Below are 14670 nucleotides of genomic sequence, written 5' to 3'. Positions count from 1 at the left end.
TATCCACGCATGGCGTGGATCTGCTGAGCCGAGCGTGGGCTCGGCTCTACATCAATCGGCGCGATCGCTGGCGCCGGTCAACGCTCAGCCTTCCAGCTCTTCCCAGCGCGCGTAAGCGGCATCCAGTTCGGCCTGCACCTTGGCCAGCTGCTGGGTGTGCGCCGTCACTTCAGCACTGCTGCGGGTGTAGAACGATGGGTCGTTCATCGCCGAGGTCAGCCCTTCGACATCGCCTTCCAGCTTCTCGATGGTCTTTGGCAGCTTCTCCAGCTCGCGCGCTTCCTTGTACGCCAGCTTGCGCTTGGGGGCTGCGGGAGTCGCGGCCGCAGCAGCGGCCGGTGCAGCAGTCGCCGGCTTGGCAGCCGGGGCCGCGGCAGGCGCAGCCACGCTGGCCGCATAGCGCTGCCAGTCGCTGTAGCCACCGACGTACTCGCCGATCACGCCGTCGCCTTCCATCACCAGCGTGGAGGTCACCACGTTGTCGATGAAGTCACGGTCGTGGCTGACCAGCAGCAGCGTACCGGTGTACTCGCCCAGCAGCTCTTCCAGCAGCTCCAGGGTTTCCACGTCGAGGTCGTTGGTCGGTTCGTCCATCACCAGCAGGTTGGACGGCTGCGCGAACAGCTTGGCCAGCAGCAGGCGGTTGCGCTCGCCACCGGACAGGCGGGTGATCGGCGCACGCGCGCGCTCGGGGGTGAACATGAAGTCCTGCAGGTAGGCATGCACGTGCTTGCGCTTGCCGTTGAACTCGAGGAAATCGCGGCCTTCGGCCACGTTCTCGATCGCGCTCCAGTCTTCGCGCAGCACCGCGCGGTACTGGTCGAAATAGGCGATCTGCAGGTTGGTGCCCGCATTGACCTCACCCTTGGCCGGCTGCAGTTCGCCCAGCAGCAGCTTCAGCAGCGTGGTCTTGCCGCTGCCGTTGGGGCCGATCAGGCCGATGCCGTCGCCACGCAGGATGGTGGTGGTGAAATCGCGGACCATGGTGCGCTCGCCGAAGGCGAACGAAATGTCCTTGACGTCGATGACCTTCTTGCCGGAGCTGACGCCCTGCGCAGCTTCCATCTTGACGTTACCGCTGAGGTCGCGGCGCTGCGAGCGTTCGGTGCGCATCGCCTTGAGGCGGCGCACGCGGCCTTCGTCGCGGGTACGGCGCGCCTTGATGCCTTGGCGGATCCAGACTTCTTCCTGCGCCAGCAGCTTGTCGAAGCGGGCATTTTCCTGCGCCTGCGCGTTGAGGCGTTCCTCGCGGCGGCGCTCGTAGTTGGCCCAGTCGCCCGGCCAGCTGGTCACCTGGCCGCGGTCGATCTCGACGATGCGGGTGGCCAGCGCACGCAGGAAGCGGCGGTCATGGGTGACGAACACCACGCTGCCGCTCCAGCCCTTCAGGAACGCTTCGAGCCAGTCGATGGCTTCGATGTCCAGGTGGTTGGTCGGTTCGTCCAGCAGCAGCACGTCCGGGCTGGAGACCAGTGCACGGGCCAGCAGCACGCGGCGCTTCATGCCGCCGGACAGGCGGCCGAATTCGGCATCGCCGTCGAGGTCGAGCTTGGTCAGCGTTTCGCTGACGCGCTGGTCCAGGCCCCAGCCGTTGGCGGCGTCGATCTTGGCCTGCACGTTGCCGAGCGCTTCGCCATCGAAGACCTCGGCATGGCTGAGATGGTGGAACTCGGCCAGCCACTGGCCCAGTTCACCGAGGCCATCGGCAACGACGTCGAACACCGAGCCGGCTGCGCCGTGTGGCACTTCCTGCTCCAGGCGGGTGACGCGCACGCCCTGCTGCACGCGGACTTCGCCGTCATCGGGCTTGTGGTCGCCCGACAGCAGCTTGAGCAGGGTGGATTTGCCGGCGCCGTTGCGGCCGATCAGGGCGATGCGTTCGCCCGGCTCGATCGACAGTTCGGCCTTTTCCAGCAACAACGGGCCGCCGACGCTGAAGTCGACGTTCTGCAGAGTAATCAGAGGCATCCGGATATTGTACGGGTTGGGGGCGTCGGCCGGGTTGCACCCGGCACCCGCGGTAGTGCCGGCCGCTGGCCGGCAACCTCAACGGCAACGTCAAAAGCTGGTTTCCTGTGGGATGGCGGGATGGGTCCGGTCGCGGGGGACGCCGTAAACCCGTCCCTGGGGGCTTGGCCGCGGCATCCATGCCGCGGACACCCCCGCAACCGGACCCATCCCGCCTTCGACAGATTCCTGCAATCTGTCGGAACTACATTCTGCTCTGGTGGGTGTCGACCTTGGTCGACACGGTAGATCCACGCCATGCGTGGATGAGCGCTACAAGAAGGGTCGATGGATGGAATCGACTGGAAATCTGATGTCTACCCCACCTCCCCCAGCAACGCCTGCAACCCCGGCAGCCATTGCTTGCCGGGGTGGCGCACCAGCCACAGGGTGCGCTGCAGGGCCGGCAGCGGAGTCTCGAGCACGCGCAGGCGGCCCAGGGCCAGCGGCTCTTCCAGCGCGTGGCGCGACAGGCAGGCCAGGCCGAGGCCGGCGATGGCGGCCTGCTTGATCGCTTCGGTATTGCCCAGCTGCAGGGTCTGCGCGAAGCCACGCAGGTGCGGCAGCAGGGCCTGTTCCACGGCTTCGCGGGTGCCGGAGCCAGGCTCACGCAGCAGCCAGCGTGCTCGGCGCAGTTCATCCAGCGACCAGCGTGCGCGGGCATCGGCGGCAGCCACGATCACCAGTGGGTCCTGCTGCCAGGCGGTCACCTGCAGGCCACGCTCATGGCACGGGCCTTCGATCAGGCCGGCGTCGACGTCCAGGCGCTGTACCGCGGCGACCACGCCGGCACTGTTGTCGATGCGCAGATCGACCTCGGCCTGCGGCGCCTGCCGCAGCAGTTCGGCGATGCGTGGCGGCAGCAGGTAGTTGCCGATGGTGGTACTGGCGGCCAGCACCAGCCGTAGCGGTGCGCCCTGCGACGGGTCGCCGCCGGCGGCCAGCTGCCGCTCCAGATCGGCGGCGTTGACCAGCAAGGTGCGCGCCGGCTCCAGCAGCGCGCGGCCGTGCCCGTTCAGCGCCAGGCGGCGGCCGATGCGGTCGAACAGCGGGGTGCCGAAGTGCGCCTCCAGCTCCTGCAGGGCGGCGCTGCTGGCCGACTGCGAGAGCGCGACGGCCTGGCCGGCGGCAGTGGTGGTGCCATGGTCGGCGATGGCGACGAAGACCTGCAGCTGGCGCAAGGTCAGGCGCATGGAATGTACCCGCTTTATAGGTAGGTTTCACCCATATTATTCGTTTTACAGGTCAGTGACACAGGCGCACGCTTGGCCCATCACTCCAGTCCTGTCGCGCCATGAACGCCACCGCTCTCTCCTCCTGGTCCCTGCCCGCCCTGCGCCAACGCTGGCAGCCGCGCCTGCCCGGCCTGCTGCTGGTGGGCCTGATCGCGGCGGCGTCGCTGTACCTGGCCGAGCTTCCCTGGCTCCAGGCGCATGGCCTGAGCGCGCTGACCGTGGCCATCGTCGCCGGCATCGTGGTCGGCAACACCCTTTACCCGCGGCTGGCGCCGAGCAGCGCGGCCGGTGTCGGCTTCTCCAAGCACTGGCTGCTGCGCGCCGGCATCGTGCTGTACGGCCTGCGCCTGACCTTCCAGGACATCGGCCACGTCGGCGTGGCCGGCGTGCTGATGGACGTGCTGGTGGTCGCCAGCACCTTCGGGCTGGCCTGCTGGCTGGGCATGCGCGTGTTCAAGATGGAGCGCGAAGCGGCGATGCTGATCGGCGCCGGCAGCGCGATCTGCGGCGCGGCGGCGGTGATGGCCGCCGAGCCGGTGGTGCGCGGCCGCGCTGCGCAGGTCACCGTCGCGGTCTCTACGGTGGTGGTGTTCGGCACGCTGGCGATGTTCCTTTACCCGGCGCTGTATGCACTGGTGCAGTCGCACGGCTGGCTGGCAATGGACGCGCGGCAGTACGGCCTGTTCACCGGCGCGACGGTGCATGAAGTGGCACAGGTGGTGGCGGCAGGCCGCGCGGTCAACGAAGCAGCGGCCGACACGGCGGTGATCACCAAGATGGTGCGGGTGATGCTGCTGGCGCCGTTCCTGGTCGCGCTGTCGCTGTGGCTGGCGCGTGGCGGCAAGGCCAGCGCCGACGGCAGCAAGGCGCGCATCGTGGTGCCGTGGTTCGCTTTTGGTTTCGTGGCGGTGGCCGGGTTCAACTCGCTGCATCTGCTGCCGGCGGGCCTGCAGGCGGGGCTGGTGCAGCTGGATACGGTACTGCTGGCGATGGCGATGGCCGCGCTGGGCCTGACCACCCACGTCTCGGCGCTGCGCCAGGCCGGGCTGAAGCCGCTGCTGCTGGCGCTGATCCTGTTCGCCTGGCTGCTGTTCGGTGGCCTGGCGATCCATCAGGGTGTACTGGCGGTGCTTGGCTGAGCAGGAGCGTGCCGACCCAGGTCGGCATCCACCCGTAGATCCACGCCATGCGTGGACGCCCCCCGGGTATATTCACGCCCTGCGTGGATGACGACTCCGATGGGGTCGGAGCCCTTTCCTGCGGAAAGGGATTCGACCCCATCCGATCAGGCGGGACCGGCCGCGCAGGCAGGTACAATGCGCCATGACTGACTTCTCGACCCTGCCGCTGAGCCCGGCCCTGCAGCCCGGCCTGGATGCCCTCGGCTACACCACCCTCACCCCCGTGCAGGCGCAGAGCCTGCCGGCCATCCTCGATGGCCGTGATGTGATCGCACAGGCACCCACCGGCAGCGGCAAGACCGCCGCCTTCGGCCTTGGCCTGCTGCAGTCCATCGACCCCAGCCTGATCCGCGTGCAGGCGCTGGTGCTGTGCCCGACCCGCGAACTGGCCGACCAGGTCGGCAAGCAGATCCGCAAGCTGGCCACCGGCATCCCCAACCTGAAGCTGTTGCTGCTGGTGGGCGGCGTGCCGCTGGGCCCGCAGCTGGCCTCGCTTGAAGGCCACGATCCGCATGTGGTGGTCGGCACGCCCGGCCGCGTGCAGGAGCTGGCACGCAAGCGCGCGCTGAACCTGGGCGCGGTGCGCACGCTGGTGCTGGACGAGGCCGACCGCATGCTCGACATGGGCTTCGAGGAGCCGATCCGCGAGATCGCCGGCCGCACCCATAGGGACCGCCAGAGCCTGCTGTTCTCCGCCACCTTCCCCGACAGCATCCGCGCCATGGCGCGTGACCTGCTGCGCGACGCGGTGGAAGTGACCGTGGAAGGCGCCGACCAGGCACCGGCCATCCGCCACCTGTTCTGCGAGGTGGAACCGGCGCATCGCCAGAAGGCGCTGGCCGGCCTGCTGCTGAAGTACACGCCGGAATCGGCGGTCGTGTTCTGCAACACCCGCAAGGATGTTGACGAAGTGGCCAACTCGCTGCAGCAGTTCGGCTTCTCCGCACTGGCCCTGCATGGCGACATGGAACAGCGCGACCGCGAGGAAGTGCTGTTGCTGCTGGCCAACCGCAGCTGCAACGTGCTGGTCGCCAGCGACGTCGCCGCGCGCGGCCTGGACGTGGAAGAGCTGGCGGCGGTGATCAACTACGAACTGCCGACCGACGTGGAGAGCTACCAGCACCGCGTGGGCCGTACCGGGCGCGCCGGTGCCAGCGGCCTGGCGATCAGCCTGGTGGCCGGCCGCGAGAAGACCCGCGCCGACGCCATCGAAGCGCAGATGGGGCAGCCGCTGGACTGGCAGAAGACGCCGCTGGCAACCTCGCGCCCGGCCGAACTGCCGCAGGCCGCGATGCGCACGCTGCGCATCGACGGTGGCAAGACCGACAAGCTGCGCCCGGGCGACATCCTCGGTGCGCTGACCGGTGATGCCGGCCTGTCGAGCAAGTTCATCGGCAAGATCGCGATCTTCCCGACCCGCTCCTATGTGGCGATCGCGCGTGAGCAGGCCAACAAGGCCGTGGCCAAGCTGGAAGCCGGCAAGATCAAGGGCCGTCGTTTCCGCGTGCGGATGATGTGATTGAAGCAGCGTTGCCAACTACGGTTGGTAACGATCTGGCCTGGTAGCGGCCAACCTTGGTTGGCCCGTCCATGGCACCCGTCGCGAAAAGTGCTGCCAACCAAGGTTGGCAACGACCGGCTCCCGGCCATTCGCTCTGGTAGATGCCAACCCTGGTTGGCACCTGCCCTTCGATCAGAACACCAGTTCGGTGTGCAGCGGCAGGTCCGTTTCCCAGCGCGCACGGCCACCGAGGCCGTCCAGCTCGACCAGTACACCGGCGCCGACCACTTCAACGCCCAGGCGGCGCACCAGCGACAGCGCAGCGACCAGCGTGCCGCCGGTGGCCAGCACGTCGTCGATGATCACCACGCGGGCGCCGGCCGGCAGCGCATCGGCATGCACTTCGATGCAGTCGCTGCGGTATTCCAGCGTGTATTCCTCGCGCAGGACCTGGCCCGGCAGCTTGCCCGGCTTGCGCACCGGCACGAAGCCGACGCCCAGCTCCAGCGCCATCGCGGCACCGAGGATGAACCCACGCGATTCGATGCCGACCACTGCGTCCAGCTTCTGGTCGCGCCAACGGTCGGCCATCGCGGTGATCGCGCCGCGGAAATCCTCGCCATGGGCGAGCAGCGGCATGATGTCCTTGAACAGGATGCCGGGCTTGGGGAAGTCGGCGATGTCGCGCAGGCGGGAGGCCCACTGCGGAGCGACGATGGCGTCGGTCATGTCACATTGGCTATCTGATGGCGGCATAGGGTACCTGTTCCGGGCGCCGCCTGCCTGCTGGTGGTGTCCGGCCGGGCTGCGCCCGGCACCTGCCGTAGTGCCGGCCGCTGGCCGGCAACCTCAACAGCAACGGCAACGGCAACAGCAACAGCAACAGCAACAGCAACAGCAACAGCCTGCATTCTGGGGGATGGCGGGGCGGGTCCGGTTGCGGGGGACGCCGTAAATACGTCCGTGTAGGCTCGGTCGCGCCATCCATGGCGCTCACGCCCCCGCAACCGGACCCACCCCGCCTTCGACAGTTTCCTGCGGTCTGTCGGAATTGCTCATGGGGTCAGATCCGTTTTACGAAGGAAAACGGATCTGACCCCGGAATTTCATTCGATATCTGACAGATGTGTCGACCAAGGTCGACACCTACCCACAGCCGCGGGAATCTGTCAGAGGTGGGGCGGTGTCGGAGTGCGGGGTGTCAGCCGCATGGATGCGGCTGCCAAGCTTACAGGGACGTACTTGCAGCGTCCCCGCACTCCGACACCGCCCCGCCATCCCACGGAATGCCCGCTGTTGCCGTTGCTGTTGTCTCTGCAGGTGCAGGACTGCAAGCCCTGCAAAAGAACACCCCTTACAGCGGCAGGGGTGCCTGCGCCGGATCGATCCGTCCTTCGCCGCGGGTGATCTTCTTGAACTCCGCACGGCTGACCGACACGTAGCGGTCGTTGCCACCGATCTCCACCTGCGGGCCATCCTGCACGGCGTGGCCATGCTCGTCCACGCGCACGGTCATGGTCGCCTTCTTGCCGCTGTGGCAGATGGTCTTGATCTCCTGCATCTCGTCGGCCCAGGCCAGCAGGTACTGGCTGCCCTCGAACAGCTCGCCGCGGAAGTCGGTACGCAGGCCGTAGCACAGCACCGGAATTCGCAGCTGGTCGACTACCTCGCTGAGCTGCCAGACCTGGGCCCGGGTCAGGAACTGCGCCTCGTCCACCAGCACGCAGCCCATCGGGCCGTTGGCCGCCAGATCCTGCTCCACCCAGCGCTGCAGGTCGGTATCGCGGTCGAAGGCCATGCCATCGGCGCGCAGGCCGATCCGCGAGGCGACCACGCCGGCGCCGGCGCGGTCGTCCAGGCGCGGGGTCAGGATCGCCACCCGCATGCCGCGCTCGCGGTAGTTGTGTGCGCTCTGCAGCAGGGTAGTGGTCTTGCCGGCGTTCATCGCCGAGTAGTAGAAGTAGAGCTTGGCCATCGGCCAATTCTAGTCGCCACCCGGCCCGCCGTCGCGGATCTGCTGCGGTGCACCGATCTCGATGCTGGGCGCAAGCGCTGGCCGCCAGTAGTTGTCCTGCAGGCACCAGTAGTCGGCGGCCTTCCAGTAGTCGTTGTCGTAGACGATGTTGCCTGGTGTTGCGATGCCCTGCTCGTCGCCGCGGCGCTGCACGACGACCAGGGCCGAGCTCACGTAGCCGACGCGGCTGCCGGTGATCTGCCGGCGCCCGTCGCTGAGCGCCCGTTCCATGCGGGGCTTGGCTACGCGGTCGCCATAGTCGGCGTATACCTGTTGGCCGCGCTCGATCGCCTGTGCCTGCTGCAGCGGATCAAGGCGTGCCCAGTAGTGTTCCCGCAGGACCAGGAAGTCGTGGTACATGCGCTCGGCGGCCAGGTCCATCCAGATGTAGGCCATCACCGGGTCCGGCGCAATGCCGATACCCTCCTGGTACAGCCTTGCCACCATTGCCTGGGAGAACTTGTCGGCGTAGCGTGCCGAGCGTTTGTAGTAGACCAGGGCCCTGGCGGGCTGTTTATCCTGTTCGGCCCGTTGGGCCATGCTTCGCCAGAAGAGGTCCGGGTGCGAATCGAAAAACCCTCCGGTCAGGACGGTGGGCGGAATCCGTCGCGGGGCCTCAACCGGACATTCCTTTGCGGCGACGGCAGCGGCCGTCGACAGAAGCAGCAACAGGCAGAGTGGAGCGTGTTTCGCCTTCATGATGGCCCTCCTGGCCATGGCCATGGAAAAACCAACGTCATCGCCCCGACTTCGCCAACGCCTCGTCCTGCCATTGCCGGTAGGCCACCGGATCCCAGTAACGAGCCAGTTGGTGCTTCTCCGGTTGCAGCACGCGCGGCCCGGCATCGCCGCGGCCCTGGCTGCGCATGGCGCCGCTCCAGCCGGCGCGGCTGCCGGTCTGCTGCATGCTGCCGGCGCGCAGTTCGCGTTCCAGCCGCGGTGTGGCGGCGGGGTCACCGAACTCGGCGTACAGCGCGCGGCCCTCGCGCACCGCGCGCTCGCGTTCGTCGGCGGACAGTGCCTCCCAGAAGCGTTCACGCTGCACCACCAGCCACTCGGTGCCGCGCTCGGCCGCCAGGTCCATCCACGCGTAGCCCAGGGCGCGGTCAGCCGGGCCGCCTTGCCCGTTCCAGAGCATGTCGGCCAGCGCTGCCTGTGACAGCTTGTCGCCGTAGCGCGCGGCATTGCGGAAGTCGATGCGGGCTTCTTCGTGGCGGCCCCGTTCGCGGGCCTGCATGCCGAGCCCACGGAAGCGCAGGTCCGGATGGTAGACGAGGAACTCGTGCGACTGCAGCACGATCGCTTCATAGGCATCCGTGCGCGGCGGCGGGCCGGACCCGGCCGCAGGCAGGGCCAGCAGGCCGAGCAGGGCGGCCGCAAGCGGACGGGCGATGACAGTCGGGGACATGGACCACGCTCCTGTGTTCCGGTGCCGATTCAATACCTTACGGGCGGGCGCCATGCAAGTCAGGTGGGCCTGCCGGCACCCCGCTACAATCCTGTCCCCATGCACGGTCTGAATCCTCCCCAAGCTGCCGCGGTCCTGCACGTCGAAGGCCCGTTGCTGGTGCTCGCCGGCGCCGGCAGCGGCAAGACGCGCGTGATCGTGGAGAAGATTGCCCATCTGATCGGCTGTGGCCGCTACCCGGCCCGCCGCATCGCCGCGATCACCTTCACCAACAAGTCGGCCAAGGAAATGCGCGAGCGCGTGGCCAAGCGCCTGCGCGAGCAGGACGCCGACGAGGTGACCATCTGTACCTTCCATGCGCTGGGCCTGAAGTTCCTGCAGATCGAACATGCCGCCGTGGGCCTGAAGCGCGGTTTCTCGATCTTCGATGCCGACGATGCCGCCGCGCAGATCAAGGACCTGATGTACGGCGCCAAGCCCGATGACATCGAGGACATGAAGAACCTGGTGTCGCGCGCGAAGAACGCTGGCCTGTCGCCCGAACAGGCGATGGCCGCCGCGCGCAGCAACCGCGAGAAGGAAGCGGCCAGCGTCTACGAGCGCTACCAGCTGCGGCTGACCGCGTTCAATGCGGTCGACTTCGACGACCTGATCCGCCTGCCGGTGCAGATCCTGGAAGAGAACCCGGAGATCGCGCTGGCCTGGCGCGAGCGCATCGGCTACCTGCTGGTGGACGAATGCCAGGACACCAACGACGCGCAGTACCGCCTGCTCAAGCAGCTGGCCGGCGAGAAGGGCAACTTCACCTGCGTCGGCGACGATGACCAGTCGATCTACGCCTGGCGCGGCGCCAATCCCGAAAACCTGCAGCAGATGGGGCGCGATTACCCCACGCTGGAAATCATCAAGCTGGAGCAGAACTACCGCTGCTCCAACCGCGTGCTGCGCGCCGCCAACGCGCTGATCGCCAACAATCCGCATGAGCACCTGAAGAAGCTGTGGAGCGACCAGGCCGACGGCGAACGCATCCGCGTGTGGGAATGCCGCAACAGCGAACATGAAGCGGAGAAGGTCGCCGCCGAGATCGCCTTCGTGGCGCAATCGCGCAACGTGCCGTGGAGTGACTTCTGCATCCTGTTCCGCGGCAACTTCCAGTCGCGCCCGCTGGAAAAGGCGATGCAGCTACTGCGCATTCCCTATCACCTGACCGGCGGCACCATGTTCCTGGAGCGCCAGGAAGTGAAGGACACGCTGGCCTGGCTGCGCCTGCTGGTGAACCCGGACGACGACACCGCGTTCATGCGTGCGGTGCAGTCACCCAAGCGCGATGTCGGTGCCGGCACGCTGGCCAGGCTGGCCGAACTGGCGCAGGAGAAAGACATGCCGATGGCGCATGTGGCCGAAACCATCGGTGCCCTGCAGCAGCTCCCACCGCGCGCGGCCAACAGCCTGGCGCGCTTCACCGACATCCTGCGCGACCTGCGTGCACAGATGCGCCAGGTGACGTCCGGCGACATGATCCGCAAGGTGGCCAAGGAATCCGGGTTGCTGAGCGAGCTGCGCCAGCAGGCCAAGGAAGAGGCCAGCTACCAGCGCCGCGCAAACAACATCGAGGAACTGGCGCAGTGGTTCGAGGGCGGCCCGCGCGGTGCAACCGCCGCCGACCTGGCCGGCCAGCTGGCGCTGCTGTCGCGCAGCGACAAGGACGAGGGCGGCAACCAGGTGCGCATGATGACCCTGCACGCTTCCAAGGGCCTGGAATTCCCGTACGTGTTCATCGTCGGCTGCGAGGACGGCGTGCTGCCGCACCAGGTCAGCCTGGACGAGGGCAACCTGCAGGAAGAACGGCGCCTGCTGTACGTGGGCATTACCCGCGCCAAGATCCAGCTGTGGATGAGCTACAGCAAGCTGACGCGCAAGTTCGGCGAACATGTGCGGTTGAAGCCAAGCCGGTTCTTCGAGGAGATCCCGGCCGAGGAGATCCAGCGCGACGGTGCCGACCCGGTGGCCGATGCGGCGCGGAAGAAGGAGCGGGCGAGTGCCGGGTTGGCGGCGATCGAGGCGTTGTTCGATTGACCGGGGCCGGACCCCTTCCCGATGGGAAGGGATCCGATCCCAGCTCACGGCTCTACAATCGGTTTTCCATTGGAGGTCTGCGCGTGCATCCGATTGAAAGTGAACGCCTGCGCCTGCGTGCGATCGAACCTGATCGCGATGCGGTGCCGATGCTGGCGCTGTTGAACGATCCGGGTTTCCTGCGCTTCATCGGCGACCGTGATGTGCGCAGTGAGGCGCAGGCGCGGGAGTACATCGCGCTGCGGGTGCTGCACAGCTATGCGTTGAACGGGTTCGGCATGTATGCCATCGAGCGCTTGTCCGATGGTGCCTGGCTGGGCAACGCCGGGCTGGTGCGGCGTGATGGCCTGCCGGGGCCGGATATCGGCTATGCGGTGCTTTCGGAATTTGCCGGGCAGGGCTATGCCGGCGAGGCGGCGCGGGCAGTGTTCGCGCATGCACGCGGAGCGCTGGGCCTGCACGATCTGTATGGCATCACCGACCTGGACAACGTGGTGTCCGGAAAGATCCTGCTGGGCCTGGGCATGCAGGAACGCGGGGTGATCCAGCTGCCGGGCGTGGACAGCCCGAGCCGGCTGTATGCCACGCCGGGCGCGGCCGAGGTTTGATCATGGTGGGTGCCGACAGTTGGTCTGCACTGCATCGGCAGGACATCCGGTAGTGCCGGCCGCTGGCCGGCAACCCGGGATAGCACTGGGGTCAGAGCCCGCCTTGCGGGATCCGACCCCAGTAGATTGCTTCAGACGCGCAGTTCGGCCAGCTGTGCCTGCAGCTCGGCCACGGCCGCTTCCAGCTGGGCCACGCGCTCGGCCAGGCCCGGGTCGGCCGCATCGCTGCTGCCGCTGCTGCTGGCGTACTTCGCCGCCAGCGCCGCGCCATCCACCTCGCCGCACAGCAGGTGCATGTAGCGGTCTTCGCGCTGGCCACTGGCACGCGGCAGCACTACCAGCAGGGCACGCTGCTGCAGGCGCTCGATGGCATGGCGGGCTTCGTCGGTGTCGGCGAAGCGGTGCAGGCGCTCGCTGCGCGTGACCAGCTCGCCCAGCGTCTGTGGACCGCGCAGCAGCAGCAGCGCCAGCAGCACGGTCTGCTGCCGGGTCAGGTCCAGCGCGGCCTGCAGGCGGTGTTCGTAGCGATCGGCGCGCGAGGAGAAGTGCTGGCGGGCCAGGCCCAACGCCTCCAGCTGGCGCAGCGCGTGCTGCACGCTACCAGCGTCCACGTTCATCACCGGCTCGCGCGCGGTCTTCTGGTTGGCCGCCGATTGGGCGGCGTTGACCGTCAGCGGGTAGGTGTCCGGGGTGGTCGCCTCCTTCTCCACCAGGCAGCCCAGCAGGCGGGCCTGCACGGCGTCGAGCAGGGGGACGTCAGGGGTCTGGGCGGAATCGGTCATGGCGGCCTCCGGAAGGGCAACGGGTCAACCGCCAAGCATAGCCGTCCCGGGGCCGGCTTTGCCGGTAAAATGCGCCGGTATATCTGATTGCCGGTGAATCCATGCGTCGTCCCGTTTCCCTGTCCCTGACCCTGCTCGCCACTGCGGCGCTGGGCCTGTCCGCCTGCAAGCGCGTGGAGGCGCCCGCCGCCGAAGCCGCGGCCCCGCAGGCGCCCGCTGCCGCCGCCAAGGCCGACGGCGCGCTCGATGCCACCGCCAACGACAACCTCAACGCAGTGCTGTGGATGCAGCGCGCGCAGGAGTACAGGGCGATCACCGAGCAGACCTACCGCGCCGCCGCCGACCACCTGGATGCGGCGTTGAAGGAAGCCCACTGGGATGCGCTGGTGCCGGAAGAGCGCGGCAACGACGCCAAGGGCCTGAAGCCGGCCGTGGTGCTGGACGTGGACGAGACCGTGCTGGACAACTCGCCCTACCAGGCGCGCCTGGTGCGCGACGGCAAGGAATACGACGAACTGACCTGGGACCAGTGGGTAGCCGAAAAGAAGGCCAAGGCGATCCCGGGCGTGGTCGACTTCGCCAAGGCCGCCAATGCCAAGGGCGTGACCCTGCTCTACATCTCCAACCGCGCCGTGCACCTGAAGGACGCGACCCTGGCCAACCTGCGCGAGCAGGGCCTGCCGGTGGCCGACGACAGCGTGTTCCTTGGCCTGGGCACGGTGGTGCCGGGCTGCGAGCAGGCCGGCAGCGAGAAGAACTGCCGCCGCCGCCTGGCAGGGCAGAAGTACCGCGTGCTGATGCAGTTCGGCGACCAGCTGGGTGACTTCGTCGAAGTGACCGCCAACACCAACGACGGCCGTGACGCGCTGCTGCAGCAGTACCACGACTGGTTCGGCGAGCGCTGGTGGATGCTGCCGAACCCGACCTACGGGGGCTTCGAGCCGGCGCAGTTCAACAACGACTACAGCCAGTCGCGCCAGGCCCGCCACGACGCCAAGCGCGCCGCCCTGGACTACGCCCCGTGAGCCGCGCACCGCTGCCGTTGCGCGCCGATGAGCGCCTGATCTTCGCGCTGGACGTACCTGATCGCGTGCAGGCACTGGACTGGGTCGATCGCCTTGGTGACAGCGTGGCGTTCTACAAGATCGGCATGGAACTGCTCGCCTCCGGCGAGTACTTCCACGTGCTGGACGAGCTGGCCCGCCGCGACAAGCGCGTGTTCGTCGACCTGAAGTTCTTCGACATCCCGGCGACCGCTGCAGCGGTGATCAAGCGCCTGTCGCAGTGGCCGGTCAGCTACGCCACCATCCATGGCTGGCACCCGGCGATGATGGAGGCCTGCGCGGCCGCCAACAGCAGCGACATGCGCCTGCTGGCGGTGACCGTGCTGACCTCGATGGGGCGCGCCGATCTGGCGCAGATGGGCGTCGACCGCGAGCCGGTGGACGTGGTGGTCGAACGCGCGTTGGCCGCCCAGGCAGCGGGCGTCGATGGCGTGATCGCCTCGGGCCAGGAGGCTGCACCGATCCGTGCCGCGACCGGTAGCGGGTTCTCGATCGTCTGTCCGGGCATCCGTCCCGGTGGTCCGGTCGGCGATGACCAGAAGCGCACCGTTGGCGTGGCCCAGGCCTTCGCCGATGGCGCCGACGCCATCGTGGTCGGACGCCCGATCCGCCTGGCGGCTGATCCGCAGGCCGCTGCGCGGGCAATCCAGCAGGAAATCGCGTCGGCTCTGGCTGCACGCTGAGCCCACCGCTGACGCCGGTCACGCCGGCACCACGAACGCCATTCCGATCCATGCGGGATGGCGTTCGCAATTGTTGGCCTGCGACTGTCGCAGGCAGCGCATTGCACCGAA

General features: G+C 67.9%; 13 protein-coding genes. 6 read left to right on the top strand and 7 right to left on the bottom strand.

From position 1 onward, the window contains the following. Positions 1–84: 84 nt before the first annotated feature. Together VG561_RS17380 and VG561_RS17375 are read right to left on the bottom strand one after the other, a co-directional pair. Positions 85–1968: an ATP-binding cassette domain-containing protein gene (locus tag VG561_RS17380; RefSeq protein WP_423179840.1), complete on the bottom strand. Its 1884-nt coding sequence runs from the start codon at positions 1966–1968 to the stop codon at positions 85–87. 356 nt (positions 1969–2324) lie between these two features. Continuing rightward, complete coding sequence (locus VG561_RS17375) at positions 2325–3200, bottom strand: LysR substrate-binding domain-containing protein (protein ID WP_014646840.1); 876 nt, start codon at positions 3198–3200, stop codon at positions 2325–2327. Between the two features lie 101 nt (positions 3201–3301). Between VG561_RS17375 and VG561_RS17370 the strand changes: the two genes are divergently transcribed. Next, entirely contained in the window at positions 3302–4381 is a 1080-nt protein-coding gene (locus tag VG561_RS17370; RefSeq protein ID WP_046430181.1) for a YeiH family protein, read from the top strand. 184 nt (positions 4382–4565) lie between these two features. Continuing rightward, positions 4566–5942 (top strand): ATP-dependent RNA helicase DbpA, encoded by a 1377-nt coding sequence (gene dbpA, locus VG561_RS17365; RefSeq protein ID WP_032960452.1) that lies wholly within the window; start codon positions 4566–4568, stop codon positions 5940–5942. A gap of 174 nt (positions 5943–6116) precedes the next feature. Here dbpA and VG561_RS17360 read toward each other — a convergent pair whose 3' ends face one another. From VG561_RS17360 to VG561_RS17345, 4 genes are all read right to left on the bottom strand, one after another. Continuing rightward, positions 6117–6653, bottom strand: coding sequence for an adenine phosphoribosyltransferase (locus VG561_RS17360; protein ID WP_014646837.1), 537 nt, complete (start codon positions 6651–6653; stop codon positions 6117–6119). Between the two features lie 625 nt (positions 6654–7278). Beyond that, positions 7279–7899, bottom strand: a complete 621-nt coding sequence (locus tag VG561_RS17355) for a thymidine kinase (protein WP_008264720.1) — start codon at positions 7897–7899, stop codon at positions 7279–7281. Positions 7900–7908: 9 nt separating this feature from the next. Next, positions 7909–8637: a sel1 repeat family protein gene (locus tag VG561_RS17350; protein WP_423179839.1), complete on the bottom strand. Its 729-nt coding sequence runs from the start codon at positions 8635–8637 to the stop codon at positions 7909–7911. Positions 8638–8674: 37 nt separating this feature from the next. After that, on the bottom strand, positions 8675–9346 hold the full coding sequence (locus VG561_RS17345; protein WP_014645443.1) for an SEL1-like repeat protein: 672 nt from the start codon (positions 9344–9346) through the stop codon (positions 8675–8677). 99 nt (positions 9347–9445) lie between these two features. On the opposite strand from VG561_RS17345, the gene VG561_RS17340 reads away from it, so the two are divergent. Further along, positions 9446–11422 (top strand): UvrD-helicase domain-containing protein, encoded by a 1977-nt coding sequence (locus tag VG561_RS17340; protein ID WP_014645444.1) that lies wholly within the window; start codon positions 9446–9448, stop codon positions 11420–11422. Positions 11423–11505: 83 nt separating this feature from the next. Next, positions 11506–12030, top strand: a complete 525-nt coding sequence (locus tag VG561_RS17335) for a GNAT family N-acetyltransferase (protein WP_032962369.1) — start codon at positions 11506–11508, stop codon at positions 12028–12030. 131 nt (positions 12031–12161) lie between these two features. Here the strand turns inward: VG561_RS17335 and VG561_RS17330 are convergent, their stop codons facing one another. Continuing rightward, positions 12162–12812, bottom strand: coding sequence for a YceH family protein (locus VG561_RS17330; protein ID WP_046427683.1), 651 nt, complete (start codon positions 12810–12812; stop codon positions 12162–12164). Between the two features lie 101 nt (positions 12813–12913). Between VG561_RS17330 and VG561_RS17325 the strand changes: the two genes are divergently transcribed. After that, complete coding sequence (locus tag VG561_RS17325) at positions 12914–13837, top strand: 5'-nucleotidase, lipoprotein e(P4) family (RefSeq protein WP_032962372.1); 924 nt, start codon at positions 12914–12916, stop codon at positions 13835–13837. Further along, positions 13834–14559: an orotidine-5'-phosphate decarboxylase gene (gene pyrF / locus VG561_RS17320; RefSeq protein ID WP_164077855.1), complete on the top strand. Its 726-nt coding sequence runs from the start codon at positions 13834–13836 to the stop codon at positions 14557–14559. The genes VG561_RS17325 and pyrF overlap by 4 nt, the downstream gene beginning before the upstream one ends. Positions 14560–14670: the final 111 nt, after the last annotated feature.

The sequence above is a fragment of the Stenotrophomonas sp. CASM110 genome (assembly GCF_049384345.1).
Classification (GTDB): domain Bacteria; phylum Pseudomonadota; class Gammaproteobacteria; order Xanthomonadales; family Xanthomonadaceae; genus Stenotrophomonas; species Stenotrophomonas muris.
Note: the sequence above shows the minus strand (reverse complement) of the source record. Positions and strands in the feature narration are given on the sequence as shown.

What these genes read in the sequence shown, in the direction of transcription:
- VG561_RS17380 (WP_423179840.1), bottom strand. Translation starts at nt 1,968, where the DNA reads ATGCCTCTGATTACTCTGCAGAACGTCGACTTCAGCGTCGGCGGCCCG.
- VG561_RS17375 (WP_014646840.1), bottom strand. Translation starts at nt 3,200, where the DNA reads ATGCGCCTGACCTTGCGCCAGCTGCAGGTCTTCGTCGCCATCGCCGAC.
- VG561_RS17370 (WP_046430181.1), top strand. Translation starts at nt 3,302, where the DNA reads ATGAACGCCACCGCTCTCTCCTCCTGGTCCCTGCCCGCCCTGCGCCAA.
- dbpA (WP_032960452.1), top strand. Translation starts at nt 4,566, where the DNA reads ATGACTGACTTCTCGACCCTGCCGCTGAGCCCGGCCCTGCAGCCCGGC.
- VG561_RS17360 (WP_014646837.1), bottom strand. Translation starts at nt 6,653, where the DNA reads ATGACCGACGCCATCGTCGCTCCGCAGTGGGCCTCCCGCCTGCGCGAC.
- VG561_RS17355 (WP_008264720.1), bottom strand. Translation starts at nt 7,899, where the DNA reads ATGGCCAAGCTCTACTTCTACTACTCGGCGATGAACGCCGGCAAGACC.
- VG561_RS17350 (WP_423179839.1), bottom strand. Translation starts at nt 8,637, where the DNA reads ATGAAGGCGAAACACGCTCCACTCTGCCTGTTGCTGCTTCTGTCGACG.
- VG561_RS17345 (WP_014645443.1), bottom strand. Translation starts at nt 9,346, where the DNA reads ATGTCCCCGACTGTCATCGCCCGTCCGCTTGCGGCCGCCCTGCTCGGC.
- VG561_RS17340 (WP_014645444.1), top strand. Translation starts at nt 9,446, where the DNA reads ATGCACGGTCTGAATCCTCCCCAAGCTGCCGCGGTCCTGCACGTCGAA.
- VG561_RS17330 (WP_046427683.1), bottom strand. Translation starts at nt 12,812, where the DNA reads ATGACCGATTCCGCCCAGACCCCTGACGTCCCCCTGCTCGACGCCGTG.
- VG561_RS17325 (WP_032962372.1), top strand. Translation starts at nt 12,914, where the DNA reads ATGCGTCGTCCCGTTTCCCTGTCCCTGACCCTGCTCGCCACTGCGGCG.